A 16,652-nucleotide genomic window follows, 5' to 3' on the forward strand; every position below is an offset into this window, starting at 1 on the left:
GATGCGCCCCGCCCCGAGCGCCCTGCTCTCGCCGCGCAGCATCGCCATTGTCGGCGCTTCCGACGACGTGACCAAGACCGCCTCCCGTCCGCTGCGCTTTCTGCGCGCGGGCGGCTATGAGGGAATGGTCTACCCGATCGCGCGGCGCGATACGGTGATGGGCCAGAAGGCTTGGCCCTCGCTCTCAGCCCTTCCCGACCGGCCCGACCACGCCTTCATCCTGCTGCCCACGGAGGGCGCCATGCAGGCCGTGGCCGAATGCGCGCGCCTCGGCATTCCCGCCGTCACGGTCCTCGCCGGTGGCTTCTCCGAGGCAGGGCCGGAGGGCGTCGAGCGCGAGTCAGCGCTGCGCGAATCCTTGCGCGGCACGGAGACACGCCTGCTCGGCCCGAACAGCATCGGCCTGGTGAACCTGCACCATCGCATGGTGCTGACCGCCAATGCCGCCTTTGCCGAGCCCGACCTGCCGCGTGGCGGCGCCTTCGTCGCCTCCCAGAGCGGCAGCATGATCGGCGCCATCCTCTCCCGCGGCCGCCAGCGCGGCCTGGGCTTCTCCGGCCTCGTCTCAGTGGGCGCAGAGGTCGATCTCGACATCGGCTCGGTCTGCGCCGGCACGCTCGATGACCCGGCCGTGACCTCCTACCTGCTCTTCCTCGAGACCCTGCGCGGCGCCGATGCGCTGCGTGACTTCGCCATCGGCGCCGCCGCGCGCGGCAAGCCGGTCATTGCCTACAAGCTCGGCCGCTCGCCCGAGGCGGCGGAACTCGCTGTCTCCCATACCGGCGCCCTGGCCGGTGAGGATGACGTGGCTGACGCCTTCCTGCGCGAATGCGGCATTGCCCGTGTGGACACGCTGGAGGGGCTGTTCGAGGCCCCTGCCCTGCTGCACCGCCTTCCTATTCGCAAGCCCGGCGCCCGCAAGCCCGTGGTCGGCGTCGTCACCACCACGGGTGGGGGCGCGGCCATGGTGGTGGACCAGCTCGGCATCCGCGGCATCTCCGTTGAGGCGCCCGCCGAGCCCACCCGCCAGCGCCTGGCGGCTGCGGGAATTGATCCCGGCCATGGCCGCATCCTCGATCTCACCCTGGCCGGGGTGAAGCCGGAGGTGATGGGGGCCGCGCTGGATGCCCTGCTGCACGCACCGGAATACGACCTGGTGATCGCCGTCGCCGGCTCCTCCTCCCGCTTTCAGCCCGAGCTGGCCGTGCAGCCGGTGGTGGAGACCGCGAGGAACAAGGCCCATCTCGCCTCCTTCTGCGTGCCCGAGGCGCCGCAGGCCCTCGCCATGCTCGCCGAAGCGGGCGTCCCTGCCTTCCGAACGCCGGAAGCCTGCGCGGATGCCATCGCCGCCGCCTTCGCCCGCCGCGAGCCGCGCCCGGCCCCTGCCGCGCCGCCGCCCCCGCAGGGGCGCGAGCGCATGCTGGACGAGGCCGAAGCCTACGAGCTGCTCGCCGGTCTCGGCGTGCCCCATGCCCCCTGCATCGCCCTTCCCGCCGCGCAGGCGGGCCGGGAAGCCCTGCCCTTCCCCTATCCCGTCGCGGTGAAGATCCTGCACCGCGACATCCTGCACAAAACCGATCTGGGCGGCGTCGCACTGGGCGTGGATTCCGATGCTGCCCTTGCGGAGGCCGCCAGTCGCATCGTGGCCAGCGTTGGCGCGCAGCGTCCCAGCCTCGGGGCCGACCGCGTTCTTGTCCAGGCCATGACGCGCCCATTGGGCGAGGTGCTGCTGGGCTACCGCCGCGATCCGCAGGTCGGCCCTATCATCCTCCTCGCGGCCGGCGGCATCCTGACCGAGATCTACCGCGACCGCAGCGTCCGCCTGGCCCCTGTCGATTACCAGGGGGCATGCGAGATGATCGCCGAGGTCCGTGCGTTGCGCGCCCTTGAAGGCTATCGCGGCAAGCCGCGCGGCGACATGGAGGCGTTGGCCGCCGCCATCGTCGCCGTCTCCCGCCTGGCCGAGCGCGGCGATGTCGCGGAGTGCGAGATCAACCCGCTGATGGTCCTGGCCGAAGGACAGGGCGTCATGGCCGTGGACGCCGTGATTCGCCTCGCCGGCGTCCAGGTGCCGGAGACCGCGCCCACCGATTAAGCGACGCATAACGCCGGCCGGAAAGGCCGGGGAAGAATGGGAGGATAGAAAAGATGATCATCACCACCGGCCGTCGGCGCCTGCTGCTCGGCAGCGGCGCCTTCGCCGCCACGGCGCTCGCCGCGCCCGCCATCCACGCCCAGCCCACGCGCCTCGTGCGCGTCGGCGTGCTGAGCGACATGAGCGGTCCCTATGCCGGCAATACCGGCCAGGGCTCTGTTATTGGCGCCCGGCTCGCTGCCCAGGACTTCATGGACAAGAACCCGGGCTTCCGGGTGGAGGTGGTCCAGGCCGATTTCCAGAACAAGCCGGATATCGGCCTCTCCATCGCGCGCAACTGGCTCGACAACGAAAGCGTGGACGCCATCCTGGATGTCCCCGTCTCCTCCGTGGCCCTCGCCGTCGGCGGGCTCGTGAAGGACAAGGACAAGGTCGGCCTCTTCACCGGCCCGGCCACCGCGGCCCTTACCGGCGCCAATTGCGGTCCCAACCATGTCCACTGGACCTATGACACCTGGTCCCTCGCCGCTGGCACCGGCCGCGCCCTGGTGGCGGAAGGCGCCGACACCTGGTTCTTCATCACGGCCGACTACGCCTTCGGGCATGCGCTGGAGGCCGATACGGCTGGCTTCGTAAAGGAGGCCGGCGGCCGCGTGCTGGGTAGCGTGCGCACCCCCTTCCCCGGCACCACTGACTTCTCCTCCTATCTCGTCCAGGCGCAGTCCAGCCGTGCGAAGGTGATCGGGCTCGCCAATGCCGGCACCGACACCGTCACCTGCCTCAAGCAGGCCGCCGAATTCGGCGTCACCCGCCGCGGCACGCGCCTCGCGGGCCTGCTCTTCCAGATCACCGATGTCCACGCGCTCGGCCTTCAGGCCGCGCAGGGCCTGGCGCTCACCGAGGCCTTTTACTGGGACATGAATGAGGGCACGCGCGCCTTCTCCGCCCGCTTCGCGCCGCAGATGAACGGCTTCAAGCCTGGCATGATCCATGCGGGCGGCTATTCCGCCGTATGGCACTACCTGAAGGCCCGCGCGGCCCTGGGCGGCAATGCCAGCGGCCGGGCGGCGGTGGATTGGATGAAGGCCAACGGCACCGACGATCCGCTCTTCGGCAAGGGAACGGTCCGTGCCGACGGCCGCAAGATTCATCCCATGTATCTCTTCCGCGTGAAGACGCCGGAGGAGAGCAAGGGACCGTGGGACTACTACGCCACCGTGCGCACCATTCCGCCCGAGCAGGCCTTCCGCCCCATGCAAGGCGGTGGCTGCTCCCTGGCGCCCGCGTAAAGGAAACGCCGCATGACGCCGGAAAACCTTCCCGCGCTGGTGAATGGAGACCCCATGCTGCAACGCTGGGGCCGCTTCCTTGAGGCCGATCTGCTGCTCACCATCGGCCCGGAGGAATGGCTGCTGCGCCTGCATGACGGTGCCGTGGAATGGGTCCGCCGCGGTCCCTTCCTGATGCCTTCCTGGACCCTGGCCATCCATATCGACCCCGAGGCCTGGGCGCAGTTCCTGCAAGCCGAGCCGCCGCCCGGCCGGCACGATCTCCTGGCCATGCTCCGCCACGGCAAGCTGCGCGTGGAAGGGAACCTGCATCCCTTCTTCAGCCACCTGCTCTGGTTCAAGGCCGCGCTCGCCACGCTCCGCGCCACGCAGAAGGAAGCCGCGGCATGATGGAACCCATTCGTGGCGGCTACATGTCCGTCACCCTCGGCGGCGTGCCGCATCGCATCTATGTCGAGGAAGCGGGTGAAGGCATCCCCCTGCTCTGCCTGCACACCGCCGGCTCCGACACGCGCCAGTGGCGCGGCTTGCTGAACGACGCCTCGGTCACCCGGCACTTCCGCTGCATCACCTTCGACCTGCCCTGGCATGGCAAGTCCTCCCCGCCCGACGGTTGGTGGAAGGAGGAGTACAAGCTCACCACCGCCTCCTATGTGGAAGCCATATTGGGCGTCTCTGATGCGCTCGGGCTGAACAAGCCCATCGTCATGGGCTGCTCCATCGGCGGCCGCGTGGTGCTGGAGCTGGCCGCGGCGCATGGTGCGCGCCTCGGCGGCGTCATCGGCCTGCAATCCTCCTCGCATGTCGATCCCTATTACGACACGCAATGGACGCACCGCCCGGATGTGCATGGCGGCGAGGTCTGCGCCGGCATCGTCTCCGGCCTGATGGCCCCGCAATCGCCGGAGGCGGAGCGCTGGGAAACCCTTTGGCACTACATGCAGGGCGGCCCCGGCGTCTTCCGCGGCGACCTGCATTTCTACAAGGCCGAAGGCGACCTGCGCGACCGGCTGGCGAAGATCGACACGGCGCAATGCCCGGTCTGGCTGCTGACCGGCGAATACGACTACTCCTGCTCGCCCGAGGCCACGCAGGAAACGGCCCGCCACATCCCCGGCAGCCAGGTCGAGATCATGACGCGGCTCGGCCACTTTCCGATGAGCGAGAACTACGCGCATTTCGCGGAATTCCTGCAGCCGGTGCTCGAACGCATCCGCGCCGCGCGCTGACGCACAAGCCGCGAGAACGCGGCAGGGAGAGGAACGAAGAATGAGACTTCAGGGCAAGGTCGGGCTGGTTACGGCGGCCGCCTCGGGCATGGGCCGTGCCGGTGTCATCCGCTTCGCGCGCGAAGGCGCCGCGGTTGCCGTGGTGGATCGCGATGAAGCCGGTGTCGCCTCGGCGGTCGCTGAGATCGAGGCAGCCGGAGGCCGTGCCATCGGTCTGCCGGGTGACCTGCGGGATGTCGGCTTCTCCAAGCAGATCGTGACGGAGGCGGTGAGGGCCTTCGGCGGCCTCGATTTCGTCTGGAACCATGTCGGCCATCCCGGCCCCTCCGTCGTCGAGGGCCTCCAGCAGGAAGATCTCGACCTCGCTCTCGATCTAAACCTGCGGAGCATCATGGCCACGACGGATGCCGCCATCCCGCAGCTCCGCGGCCGTCCCGGGGCCGCGCTCCTTTATACGGCCTCCACTTCCGGCTTGCAGGGCTCCGTCTTCAGCCCCGTCTATTCCGCCATGAAGTTCGGCGTGGTCGGCTTCATGCGCGCGCTCGCCAAGCGCCTTGCGCCCGAGGGCATCCGCTGCAACGCCATCTGCCCGGGAAGCGTGGACACGCCCATGCTCCGCGTCTTCGTCGCGCGGCCCGACCAGGCCTCCACGGCTGGGCTGGACGTGGAGGAGCTGGTGAAAAAGCGTGGCGCCGTGAACCCGATGGGCCGCCCGGCGCGGCCAGAGGAGATCGCGAATGCCGCGCTCTTCCTGCTGTCCGACGAAGCCTCCTTCATCACCGGCGCCGCGCTGCCGGTGGATGGCGGCACGACCGCTTGAACAAGAGCGCCGGGCCAAAGGGGCCAGCCCGGCGCCACCACAAAAATGAGCCCGCAGAGGAAGGAACGTCCCATGCCGCCCATCCAGCGGCGCAAGCTGCTGCGCGCCTCGCTGGCGGCGCCCCTCATGCTCCCGGCTTCCGGCTGGGCGCAGGGCGCCTACCCCAACCGCCCGATCCGCATGATCATCCCCTTCGCGGCGGGCGGCCCCACCGATGTGCTCGCCCGCATTCTCGCCGCCGAGATCCACGCCGCGAAAGGCTGGACGATCGTTATCGAGAACCTCTCGGGCGGCGGCGGTACGGTGGGCACATCGACCGCCATACGCGCCGCGCCCGATGGCTACACCTGGTTCTTCGGCTCCGGTGGCACCAACGGCATCCACCAGGCGCTCTATCCGAACCCCGGCTACGACGCGGCCAATGACTTCGCGCCCCTGGCGCTGGCCTGCACCACCGCCAACATCTTCGTCGCCCATCCAAGCTTCCCCGCCAACGATATTGCGGGCCTGCTCGCCCAGGCGAAGAAGGGACCGGTCAGCTACGGCACGGCGGGCGTCGGCACCACCACCCATATGAGCGCCGAGTTGCTGAAGATGATGACCGGCGCGAACCTCGTTCACATCCCCTATCGGGGCGGTGGCCCCGCGATGAATGACCTGCTGGCCGGCCATATCCCGCTGATGGTGGATGCCACCACCACCTCCGTGCCGCATATCAAAAGCGGCCGCATCAAACCGCTTGCCGTCACCACCCGGACCCGCGACGAGAGCCTGCCCGAGGTACCGACCGTGGGAGAAACGGTGAATGGCTATGAGGCCACCGCCTGGTTTGGCCTCTTCTCCCCCAAAGGCACGCCGCCCGAGCTGGTGGCGCAGGTGCATGACGTGCTGAACGCCGCGTTGCGTTCCGAGACGGTGAGCCGCCGTTACCGGGAATTCGGCGCCACTCCCGGCCAGGAGACGCCGGAAGCCTTCGGGCGCTTCGTCGCCGGAGAGCTGGAGAAGTGGCGCCGCGTCGTCGCTGCCACAGGCGTACGCCCGGAATGAGGGGCGAAGCGGGATGAGCGGCCATCAGCTTCCCGATTACGAAGTGCACGCGCTGCGCTTTTCCAGCAGCGCGCCTCGCCCCGCGCGGATCAATTACAGCTTCCCGGACCCGCATGAGGTGGAAGAACAGCTCGAATTCTATGTCTGGGCGATCCGCGGTGGCGGCCGGACCATCATCGTGGACACGGGTTTCGACGAAACGGTTTCCGGCAAGCGGGGCTGGCCGCTGCGGCAGCGGGTGGACCAGGCGCTCGGCCGCATCGGCATCGACGCCGCAACGGTGCCGGATGTCGTGCTCACCCATCTTCACCTGGACCATGCCGGCGGCACGGCGATGTTCCCCCGCGCCCGCTTCCATGTGCAGGACCGGGAGATGGCCTATTGCACGGGCCGCTGCATGTGCCATGCCCGCCTGCGCGGCGCCTTCGAGCTGGACCATGTCGTCCAGATGGTGCGCTACGTCCATGGCGGCCGGGTATGCTTCCATGATGGCACGGCCGAGATCGCGCCTGGCGTCAGCCTGCATCGGACCGGCGGGCACACAGGTGGCTTGCAGGTCGTGCGGGTGCACACGGCACGCGGCTGGGTGGTCCTGGCGAGTGACGCGGCACATTTCTATCGCAGCCTGACCAACGCCAACCCCTTTCCGGGCGCGCCCGACCTCGCCGGAGCGCTGGAAGCCCTGCGGACCTGCCGCGAGCTGGCCGATAGCCCCGCGCATATCATTCCCGGCCACGACCCGCTGGTCCTGGAGCAGTATCCCGCCATTGATGGAGGCCTCGATGGCGTGCGGCTCGATCTGCCCCCGCGCGACACCGCCATCGGCTGAAGATGGTTTAGTGCAGCGGCCCGGAGCCGCCGTTCCGTTACGCTGCCTTCCAGCCGGCCATAGCTTCACATCTCCCGGCATGCATCCGTCATGCCCCAGGAGAGCTGCTCCCGCCCGATGAATGCTGCTGGACATCCCGGGCACGAGGTTGGAGAAGCGCCGGCCGGCCATCGCCGGCCAGCGTCATTCCAAGGCGCCCGCCGAACCGCTCTCAGGACAAGTGATGAAGGCCCTTTTTCACCTCGCCTATCACGTTACGGATCTGCAGGAGGCCCGTCGCTTCTACGGCGACGTGCTCGGCTGCAAGGAAGGCCGCTCCACCGAGACCTGGGTGGATTTCGACTTCTTCGGTCACCAGCTCTCCCTGCATCTCGGCGAGCCCTTCCCTGTCACGCGTACGGGCAAGGTCGGCGACCACATGGTGATGATGCCGCATCTCGGCGCCGTGCTGCCGCTGGATGACTGGTTCGCCCTGGCGGAGCGGCTGGAGAAGGCAGGAATCGGCTTTGACATCCCGCCGGTTGTGCGCTTCGAAGGCGAGCCCGGCGAGCAGCGCACGATGTTCTTCTTCGACCCCTCGGGCAATCCGATCGAGGTAAAGGGCTTCCGCGACTTCGAAAGCGTCTTCGCCCAGTGACGCCGCCCTCCCCCGGGCAGGCCCGCCCGGGGGAATACCGCCTCAGGCCGCCACGGCCGCGTGCGGCTGCAGATGCCGCAGCCGGGGCGCCACCTGTTCCATGAACAGCCGCATGGAACGGTGGCGCTTCTCCCGGGTCGCCCAGTCCTTGCCGGTGGTGATCAGCAAGGTGCCGAAGCCCCCGGTTTCCTCATAGAAGGCCTCGAGCTTGCGCGTCACCTCCTCGGGCGTGCCAAGCATGTAGACATTCGCATCCGTCAGGTAGTCGATGGCGCGTTCGTCATTCGGCACTTCCAGGTTCATCTGGTTCTTCAGCATTGTCAGGAAGCCGCGCTTGGCCTGGATGCTGACCTCATAGGCCACTGCCTCGCGCAGATCCTCGATCGCCTCCTCGCGGCTGTCGGCCATGTAGACGAGGCGGGCGACAGTGAGCTTGTTCCGCGGCCTATCCCTTCCAGCTGCGATCGCATGGGCCGTGTATGTCTCGCCCCGCGCCCGGACGATGGCGGCGGATTCCAGAAAGGCGGAGAGCAGGATGTAGCCGCGCTCCGCCGCGAGGCGGATCATGGAGTCAGAGGAAGTAGCCGTTGCCATCGGCATGTTCGCGACATCCGGCGGCTTCGGAAGGGCCACGATGCCGCTTCCCCGCCAGAAGCGGCCATTCCAATCGAAGGGCTCCTCGGTGCTCCAGCATTTCAGCACTGCCTCCAGCGATTCCGCCAGCCGCGCATGCCGGTCCTCAAAGCTCAGCCCCCGGCCCTCCGACATCATCGGCGCTGCGAAGCCCGAACCGAATCCGAAGATGAATCGGCCAGCGCCGACCAGGTGATTTGCCACCGCCGCCTGAATGGCCACATCGACGGGATGGTGCAGGTGGATCAGCTTGACGGCAGAGCCCATGCGGATCGACTTTGTCAGTGCTGCCGCCTTGCACATCATCAGTTCAGGCAAGGGAATCGTGTCGACCGTCCCGATATAGGGCGGCTCACCGTGATGCTCGCTGATATAGGCATCGCGGAACCCGAGCCTGTCCGCCAGAACGATCTCGGCGATGTCCTCGTCATAGCTGTGGGCGGCGCTGACATGCGGGCGAAAGCCGTTTGAAAAAATACCGAACTCCACGATCCGACCTTTCTGACTAAGCGGGGTATGCAGAAGGCGAACAGGCTTCAGCCGATCAGCCTCTGCTGAGCCTGTTCGTTACCCGTTCCAGCACCTGCGCGGCGGCCTCGCGGATGCACCACGGCGCGACCAACGCAGCCGCATGGCGGCGGGCATGACTGTCTGGCCGCGATGGCGCATTGGCCCTCCTGGCTGGGCGAAGAGGCATGATGAGCGCCAACCGCGGCAAGAACCGACAGCAAGAACCGACAGCAAGATCCGGGCCAGAATTGACGTAACTTCTCTCTGGCCGATGCTCAGGAATTTTCGCTACAGCGCTCCTGCGCGGGTTCAGCGGCGCTGAATGCCTGTGAAGCCGACCTCGCGGCCAGCGTCAGGTAACCGGCCCGGCGATCAGCTTCTGGCCACTGCCCTCCTGCCCGCCCCGCCAGATGCGAGGCTACCCGGCGCCCCCAGTGATAGACGCAGGCTATCATTCCGCAAATTTTTATCTATTTGGCATATCCACCCGGCGACACTACCTTCCGCCGGCATGGTGGCAGGCCCCCCTGCACCGCGTTGCAAAAGGAGATTGCATGTCCCTCGTCAACACCAAGATCAAGCCCTTCAAGGCCCAGGGTTATAAGCAGGGCAAGTTCGTCGAGGTGTCCGACACGGACGTGCTCGGCAAGTGGGCCGTGTTCGTCTTCTACCCCGCTGACTTCACCTTCGTCTGCCCGACCGAGCTCGGCGACGTGGCTGATCATTACGAGGAGCTGAAGAGGCTCGGCGTGGAGGTTTACTCCGTCTCCACCGACACGCACTTCACCCACAAGGCGTGGCATGACAGCTCCGAGACCATCGGCAAGATCCAGTACACCATGCTGGGCGACCCGACGGGCACGCTGAGCAACAACTTCGAGGTGATGCGCGAGGGCCAGGGCCTGGCCGACCGCGGCACCTTCATCGTGGACCCCGAGGGCATCATCCAGGCCTACGAAGTCACCGCCGAGGGCATCGGCCGTGACGCCCAGGACCTGCTGCGCAAGGTCAAGGCCGCTCAGTACGTCGCCGCGCATCCGGGCGAGGTTTGCCCGGCCAAGTGGCAGGAAGGCGAGAAGACCCTCGCCCCGTCGCTCGACCTCGTCGGCAAGATCTGACCAGGGCGGCCCTTCCGGGCCAGGTGGTGCCGGTTTCTGGCCGGCACCGCCATGCCGGGTTGCGCGTTAACGCCGCGGGCCCGGCCCTTTCCCCTCCATTCACCGGAGATTCCCCGTGCTGGATGCTAATCTGAAAACTCAGCTCAAGGCCTATCTGGAGCGGGTTGTCCGTCCCATCCAGATCACGGCTTCCGTCAATGACAGCCCCAAGTCGCGTGAAATGCTGGAGCTTCTGCACGATCTGCAGGACGCCTCCGACAAGATCTCCCTGACTGAGAGCCACAATGACGGGGAGCGCGCCCCCTCTTTTGCGCTCACCAGCCCGGGCCAGGACATCAGCCTGCGCTTCGCCGGCCTACCGATGGGCCACGAGTTCACCTCGCTGGTGCTGGCCCTGCTCCAGGTGGGCGGCCATCCCTCGAAGCTTGAGCAATCCGTCATCGATCAGATCAAGGATCTGGATGGCGAGATGACTTTCGAGACCTATTTCTCGCAGTCCTGCCAGAACTGCCCTGACGTCGTGCAGGCGCTGAACCTGATGGCGGTGCTGAACCCGAACATCAAGCACGTCGCCATCGACGGCGCCCTGTTCCAACAGGAGGTCGAGGCGCGGCAGGTGATGTCGGTGCCGACCGTCTACCTGAACGGGCAGGTTTTCGGCCAGGGCCGCATGGGCGTCGAGGAGATCGTCGCCAAACTCGACACCGGTGCCGCGGCGCGCGAGGCGAAGAAGCTCTCCGCCGAGGAGCCCTTCGACATGCTCATCGTCGGCGGCGGTCCCGCCGGCGCCGCTGCGGCTGTGTACGCGGCGCGCAAGGGCATCCGCACCGGCGTCGCCGCCGAGCGCTTCGGTGGCCAGGTGCTGGACACCATGGGCATCGAGAACTTCATCTCCGTCCCGCACACCGAAGGCCCGAAGCTGGCCCAGGCGCTTGAGACGCATGTGCGCGAGAACGAGGTGAAGATCATGAACCTCCAGCGCGCCGAGGAACTGAATGCCGAGAACGGCATGTTCACGGTGCGCATGGCCGGTGGCGCCACGCTGCGCGCCAAGAGCGTCATCCTTTCCACCGGCGCGCGCTGGCGGCAGATGGGCGTGCCCGGCGAGGACATCTACCGCAACAAGGGTGTCGCTTACTGCCCGCATTGCGACGGCCCGCTCTTCAAGGGCAAGGACGTGGCGGTGATCGGCGGCGGCAATTCGGGCGTCGAGGCGGCGATCGACCTGGCCGGTATCGTGAAGCATGTCACGCTGCTCGAATTCGACACCAAGCTGCGCGCCGACGAGGTGCTGCAGCGCAAGCTGCGCAGCCTGCCGAACGTCACCGTGCTGGTTTCCGCCCGCACCACCGAGGTGAAGGGCGACGGCCAGAAGGTGACGGGCCTGGTCTATGAGGACCGGGTGACGGGCGAGCACCACACGCTGAGGCTCGAGGGCATCTTCGTGCAGATCGGCCTGCTGCCGAACACGGAATGGCTGAAGGGCACGCTGGAGCTCTCCCCGCGCGGCGAGATCGTCGTGGATGCCCATGGCCAGACCTCGCTGCCCGGCGTCTTCGCCGCCGGCGACTGCACCACGGCGCCCTACAAGCAGATCATCATCGCGGCGGGCGAAGGCGCAAAGGCCTCACTGGCGGCCTTCGACTACCTGATCCGCAGCTCCGCCCCGGAAGCCGCGGTCGCGGAAAAGAAGGCAGCCTGACGCCCGCCATCCGCCCGCCTCCCCAAGGCCCCACGAGGAGGCGGGCGCCCCCATCCCGATGAATCTGCGAGAACTGCAGTATCTGATCGCCTTGGCGGACCACCGGAACTTCCGGAGGGCCGCCGAGGCATGCCTCATCAGCCAGCCCACGCTCTCCACCCAGATCCGGAAGTTGGAGGAGGAGCTGGGCGTGGCGCTGTTTGAACGTTCCCCCCGAAACGTGATGCTGACTCCAGCCGGACAGGACGCCGTCGCACGCGCGCGGCGCATCATCGGCGAGGTGGAGCAGATGAAGGAGGCGGCACGGCGCCTGCGCCGTCCGGAGGCGGGAACGGTAAGGCTGGGGGTCTTCCCTACCCTCGGCCCCTATCTGTTGCCACATGTGATGCCGCGCATCCGCGCCCGCTTCCCACAGCTGGAACTCCTGTTGGTCGAGGAGAAGAGCGACTCGCTGCTAGGGCGGCTGCGCGATGGCAAGCTGGATGCCGCGCTCCTTGCCCTGCCCGTGCACGACGCCAACCTGCATTGCGAACTTCTTTTCGAGGAACCCTTCCGCCTCGCCGTGCCGAAGGACCACCCGCTCGCCGCGCGGGAAACGTTGCGGATGAAAGAGTTGTCCCAGCTCAACCTGATGTTGCTGGATGACGGCCATTGCCTGCGGGACCAGGCGCTGGAGGTGTGCCAGATGTCCGGAGCGCGGGAACAGTCGGAGTTCCGCGCCACCAGCCTGGAAACGCTGCGGCAGATGGTCTTGGCCGGGCTTGGCGTGACACTGATGCCGGCCCTCGCAGCCAGGGGCATGGCTCCCTACTCCGACAACCTCCACCTGCTGCGCTTCGAGGACGGGAATCCGAGCCGGAAAATCGCACTCCTCTGGCGGAAGAGTTCGGCCCTTGGGCCGCTCCTGCTGCAATTGGCAGAGGTGCTGCGCGCGCTGCCCGACGGTTTGCTGGAACCCAGTAACGAGCCTCTTTCCCCCGCGCCCGCCTGACGGGTGCCGCGGGACTCGCCCGCGATCGGCGGAGTATCGCGAATGCGGCCCCCCGCCTGGACCGCCGGGTTCGGCCAGAAACGGCTCTCCGCGGCATCGCCCGGCTTCTGGCAGCAGCCCCCCTCTAAAGAACCCGGCGATGGCCACCCAGCGCCCGGGCTGCCCGACGCAGCGCCTGCGGCGGCTGGCCGAAACTCCGGAGAAAGGCGCGGCGCATGCGCCCCGGGTCGCCGAAGCCGGCTTTCTCCGCGATATGCTCCAGCGGAGCGTGGCTGGTTTCAACGGCCGTCCGGGCGGTCTCAAGGCGCAAGCGCTCCACCGCCTTTGCGGGCGTGGTTCCCGTTTCCGCGGTGAAGGTGCGGGCGAAGTGGCGCGGGCTCATGGCGGCGCGGTCGGCCAGCCGTTCAACCGTCAGCACTTCGGCCAGATGTGCCCTCATCCATTCAATCAGCCCGACGAACCGGCCCGTCCGGCCGCCCAGTCCCACCAGAGCCGAAAACTGCGACTGGCCGCCAGGCCGACGCTGGTGCACCACGAGCTGCTGCGCCGTCTGGCGGGCGACCTGCATCCCCAGATCATCCTCGACAAGGGCCAGGGCCAAATCGATACCTGCTGAGATCCCGGCCGAGGTCCAGACATCGCCATCCCTGATGAAGATGCGCTCCGCCTCCAGCCTGACCTTCGGATAGCGGCGGCCAAAGTCGTCCGTGCTGCCCCAGTGCGTGGTTGCGCGGCGGCCATCCAGCAGCCCCGCCTCGGCGAGGAGATAGGCACCGGAGCAAACGCTGGCGATCCGCCGGGCCCGAACGCGCTTCAGCCAGGATACGATCTCCTGGGCGGCCACCATTGAGCGAAGGATGTCGCCGCCCGATACAATGACCGTGTCAAAGGAACGCTTCCTCAAGGGTGTGGCTGAGAGTCTGATCCCGGAGGAACTCGCCACCTCGCCTCCGCAAGGCGCCAGCAGCGCCAGATTATAACTTCCGGGGCAGAACCGCTCCGCCATTTCCAGGGCCGCCGTGGGGCCGGCCGCATCAAGCAGCTGAAACCCGGGAAAGATGACAATGGCGACGGAGCGGCCCATGGCAGGATTCGCCGGAATTATGTCATTTCAGCCGTGAATTGAGATCCGTAGGCTCCGCGTCAAGTCAGAACAGCGACGCACGGCCAGGGAACGATGAATCGTCGCCTTGCAATATGGAGCTGCCTGGGCCTGGCGGCCCTGCCCCTGGCTGCCGGCTCGGGCTGGATGCTCTCGCTGCCTGCGGCGCCAGCCGCAAAAGCCCCACCGCCGGTCGCCCGGGATGAGGCGGATGCCACGCTGACAGGTTTGAGGCCGCCGAAGCGGCAGCGTCCGCTGATTGCGATCGTCGGCGCCAATGCCGGTACCGAGGTCACCGACTACCTCATGCCCTATGGCATCCTCCAGCGCGCCGGTATCGCCGATGTGGTGGCGCTCGGAACGGAGCCTGGGCGGGTGATGCTTTACCCGGCCCTTCAGGTCGAGCCACAGGCGACGGTCACGGAATTCGATCAGCGGCACCCGGATGGCGCTGACCATGTCATCGTTCCCGCCATGCACCGCGACGACGATCCGGCCGTCCTGCAATGGATCAGGAAGCAGGCCGCCAAGGGCGCGATCATCATCGGCGTCTGCGCCGGAGCAAAGATCATCGGCGCGGCCGGGCTGCTCGACGGCAAGCGAGCGACAACCCACTGGTACTACCGGAAGGAGTTGCAGGAGAGGCATCCAACGACGCGCTATGTCGCGGACCGGCGGCTGGTGGTGGATGCGGGCGTCGCGACGACGACGGGTATTACCGCGTCCATGCCGATGGCGCTCACGCTGATCCAGGCTATTGCCGGGCGGAACAAGGCCGAGACGGTCGGCCGCGATCTTGGCCTTGCGGGCTGGGATGCGAGCCATGACAGCGGCGCCTTCACCCTCACGCGCCCATTCGCCCTGACGGCGATCAGGAATCGGCTCGCCTTCTGGAACCATGAGCAACTCGGCATGCGGCTTCTGCCGGGCGTTGATGAAGTGTCGCTTGCCCTCGTCGCGGATGCCTGGTCCCGGACCTATCGTTCGCGCGCGGTGACCTTCGCGAGCACGGCCGCTGCACAGCGGAGCCGCAACGGCATAGGCATCGTTCCCGATCAGCTTGCCACAAGCTGGCCGGCGGAGCGGCTGCTTCCAGCGACCGAGCATCTGCAACCGGCAAGAGCCCTGGAGCAGGTGCTCCAGGACATCGCGGCACGCTACGGAAAGTCGACGGCTTCCTTCGTGGCCATGCAACTCGAATACCCGAAGGACGCCGCCCTGCCTCAGCGCCAAGCGATGCAAACAGCGCGGCGGAGAGAGAGTGCGTCGTGACGCGAAGCGCCGCTTCCGGTGCGCCTCGCGTGAATTCGCGTCATGAGAAGGCTTCCGACGGACACCCTGGTACATCCATAGTCCAGTTCGTGAATGCCCTGCAGAGCGCCACGCCGGAGGCGCTCACTGCTCTCCCGCCCGCCGGATCCGGTCGAGGTCCAGCTCGCCCTTCGCTCCCCAGCCTTTGACATCGGCCGGCACGTCCGGCCTGAATCGCTCGTAGAGGCGGAACCCCGTCCGGTTCAGCTCCTCGGGTTCCAGCGAGGCCGCGATCTCCTCCATCGCGGCACGCGCATCATCCAGGCGCTTGCCGAAGGCCTTTTCCAAATAGGCCCGCACCGGCGCGGCCGGCGCGGGCCGGCCATCACCCGCATCGGCAAGGTCCTGGCCATCCTTGTCATGGGTCATCGGCACGTCCCGCCCGAGCAGCCGCACCATCCTCCGCTCTCCGGCTGGCGCGCCTTCCCTCTCCCGGTCCTTCTCCTCCGCGATCCCAAGCCGTCGCGCCTTCGCCCGCGCCGCTGTTCCCGCGACATAACTGGCCAGGCTCAGGGCCGTATCAGGCGGGTGGCCCAGGCGCTCCGCCACCACGGTGGACCAAAGGGTCAGGACAGGCGCCCGGTTCACACGGATCACAGCATTGGAACGCGGCACATCGGTCCCCTCAGCCGGCCAGGAACACCAACGCTGGCCCGCCCCGCGCCGAAAACGGAGCGGCCCGCAAAGATGCCCTCAGGTCGCGTCGCCCAGTGCACGGCGCCGCAGCTCCCTTGCCCGCTGCGCGCCCCCCGGCAGATGCGGATGGATCCGCAATGCGGCCTGCATGCTCCGCAAGGCACCGTTCAGATCCCCCGCCTCCTCCTGCAGTTCCGAAAGTGCCAGCAACGCCCCGAAATGCCGGGGTTCCAGTCGCAGCGCCTCCCGTAGATCGGCCGCCGCCGCGCGCCGGTCTCCGGCGGCGGACAGCGCTTGGGATCGCAGGACCCAAGATTCAGCGAAATCCGGCTGCAGCGTGATGGCGGCATCCATGTCCTCCACCGCCTCCTCGGTCGCGTTCGCCGCCAGCTCCCGCAGCCCCTTGCGGAGCAGCAGCCCCACCGCCGGCGTGCCGCCCTCGGCCCAGAGTGCCTGGATACGGGCCTGCAGGGGCGCCGCCGTTGCCTCGTCCGGCGCCTTGGCCAGCGCGTCCAGCAACTGGTCCAGCTCCGCCCGCCGCCGCTCTGCCGCGCCGGGCTTGGGCATCGCCATGGCCGGCGGCGGAATGGCGGGCATGACCGATGGTCCGCCCTGCGGCGGCAGGACCTGCGCCGAAGCCGGGCCGGATAGAAGCAGGACCAGGCCCGCTACCGCTCCCATGCGCCTCATCGCAACCTCCTTC

General features: G+C 67.7%; 16 protein-coding genes. 12 read left to right on the top strand and 4 right to left on the bottom strand.

Annotated features, from left to right (window positions below; genetic code table 11):
* Position 1: 1 nt before the first annotated feature.
* From ACO1BU_RS06885 to ACO1BU_RS06920, 8 genes are all read left to right on the top strand, one after another.
* On the top strand, positions 2 to 2,095 hold the full coding sequence (locus ACO1BU_RS06885) for an acetate--CoA ligase family protein (RefSeq protein ID WP_424135177.1): 2,094 nt from the start codon (positions 2 to 4) through the stop codon (positions 2,093 to 2,095).
* 53 nt (positions 2,096 to 2,148) lie between these two features.
* Positions 2,149 to 3,384: an ABC transporter substrate-binding protein gene (locus tag ACO1BU_RS06890; protein ID WP_424135178.1), complete on the top strand. Its 1,236-nt coding sequence runs from the start codon at positions 2,149 to 2,151 to the stop codon at positions 3,382 to 3,384.
* Positions 3,385 to 3,396: 12 nt separating this feature from the next.
* The gene (locus tag ACO1BU_RS06895; RefSeq protein ID WP_424135179.1) at positions 3,397 to 3,774 is read left to right on the top strand and encodes a hypothetical protein; all 378 of its coding nucleotides are present in this window, start codon (positions 3,397 to 3,399) and stop codon (positions 3,772 to 3,774) included.
* A complete protein-coding gene (locus tag ACO1BU_RS06900; RefSeq protein ID WP_424135180.1) occupies positions 3,771 to 4,613 on the top strand; it encodes an alpha/beta fold hydrolase in 843 nt (280 codons plus the stop codon). The genes ACO1BU_RS06895 and ACO1BU_RS06900 overlap by 4 nt, the downstream gene beginning before the upstream one ends.
* A gap of 40 nt (positions 4,614 to 4,653) precedes the next feature.
* Positions 4,654 to 5,433: an SDR family NAD(P)-dependent oxidoreductase gene (locus ACO1BU_RS06905; protein WP_424135181.1), complete on the top strand. Its 780-nt coding sequence runs from the start codon at positions 4,654 to 4,656 to the stop codon at positions 5,431 to 5,433.
* 72 nt (positions 5,434 to 5,505) lie between these two features.
* A complete protein-coding gene (locus ACO1BU_RS06910; RefSeq protein ID WP_424135182.1) occupies positions 5,506 to 6,480 on the top strand; it encodes a Bug family tripartite tricarboxylate transporter substrate binding protein in 975 nt (324 codons plus the stop codon).
* A gap of 13 nt (positions 6,481 to 6,493) precedes the next feature.
* The gene (locus ACO1BU_RS06915) at positions 6,494 to 7,309 is read left to right on the top strand and encodes an N-acyl homoserine lactonase family protein (protein ID WP_424135183.1); all 816 of its coding nucleotides are present in this window, start codon (positions 6,494 to 6,496) and stop codon (positions 7,307 to 7,309) included.
* A gap of 121 nt (positions 7,310 to 7,430) precedes the next feature.
* Complete coding sequence (locus tag ACO1BU_RS06920) at positions 7,431 to 7,946, top strand: VOC family protein (RefSeq protein ID WP_424135184.1); 516 nt, start codon at positions 7,431 to 7,433, stop codon at positions 7,944 to 7,946.
* A 42-nt stretch (positions 7,947 to 7,988) separates the two neighbouring features.
* Here ACO1BU_RS06920 and ACO1BU_RS06925 read toward each other — a convergent pair whose 3' ends face one another.
* The gene (locus ACO1BU_RS06925) at positions 7,989 to 9,068 is read right to left on the bottom strand and encodes an LLM class flavin-dependent oxidoreductase (protein ID WP_424135185.1); all 1,080 of its coding nucleotides are present in this window, start codon (positions 9,066 to 9,068) and stop codon (positions 7,989 to 7,991) included.
* 575 nt (positions 9,069 to 9,643) lie between these two features.
* Here ACO1BU_RS06925 and ahpC point away from each other — a divergent pair.
* From ahpC to ACO1BU_RS06940, 3 genes are all read left to right on the top strand, one after another.
* Positions 9,644 to 10,207, top strand: coding sequence for an alkyl hydroperoxide reductase subunit C (gene ahpC, locus ACO1BU_RS06930; protein ID WP_424135186.1), 564 nt, complete (start codon positions 9,644 to 9,646; stop codon positions 10,205 to 10,207).
* Positions 10,208 to 10,322: 115 nt separating this feature from the next.
* A complete protein-coding gene (gene ahpF / locus ACO1BU_RS06935; RefSeq protein WP_424135187.1) occupies positions 10,323 to 11,909 on the top strand; it encodes an alkyl hydroperoxide reductase subunit F in 1,587 nt (528 codons plus the stop codon).
* Positions 11,910 to 11,967: 58 nt separating this feature from the next.
* Positions 11,968 to 12,900: a LysR substrate-binding domain-containing protein gene (locus tag ACO1BU_RS06940; protein WP_424135188.1), complete on the top strand. Its 933-nt coding sequence runs from the start codon at positions 11,968 to 11,970 to the stop codon at positions 12,898 to 12,900.
* 124 nt (positions 12,901 to 13,024) lie between these two features.
* Here ACO1BU_RS06940 and ACO1BU_RS06945 read toward each other — a convergent pair whose 3' ends face one another.
* Positions 13,025 to 13,984: a GlxA family transcriptional regulator gene (locus ACO1BU_RS06945; protein ID WP_424135189.1), complete on the bottom strand. Its 960-nt coding sequence runs from the start codon at positions 13,982 to 13,984 to the stop codon at positions 13,025 to 13,027.
* Between the two features lie 93 nt (positions 13,985 to 14,077).
* Here ACO1BU_RS06945 and ACO1BU_RS06950 point away from each other — a divergent pair, with 93 nt between their 5' ends.
* Entirely contained in the window at positions 14,078 to 15,274 is a 1,197-nt protein-coding gene (locus ACO1BU_RS06950) for a DJ-1/PfpI family protein (RefSeq protein WP_424135190.1), read from the top strand.
* Between the two features lie 123 nt (positions 15,275 to 15,397).
* Here ACO1BU_RS06950 and ACO1BU_RS06955 read toward each other — a convergent pair whose 3' ends face one another.
* The gene (locus ACO1BU_RS06955) at positions 15,398 to 15,928 is read right to left on the bottom strand and encodes a hypothetical protein (RefSeq protein WP_424135191.1); all 531 of its coding nucleotides are present in this window, start codon (positions 15,926 to 15,928) and stop codon (positions 15,398 to 15,400) included.
* Between the two features lie 78 nt (positions 15,929 to 16,006).
* Positions 16,007 to 16,639, bottom strand: coding sequence for a tetratricopeptide repeat protein (locus tag ACO1BU_RS06960; protein WP_424135192.1), 633 nt, complete (start codon positions 16,637 to 16,639; stop codon positions 16,007 to 16,009).
* Positions 16,640 to 16,652 lie beyond the last annotated feature (13 nt).

It is taken from the genome of Roseomonas chloroacetimidivorans (assembly GCF_049629625.1).
Taxonomy (GTDB): domain Bacteria; phylum Pseudomonadota; class Alphaproteobacteria; order Acetobacterales; family Acetobacteraceae; genus Roseomonas; species Roseomonas chloroacetimidivorans.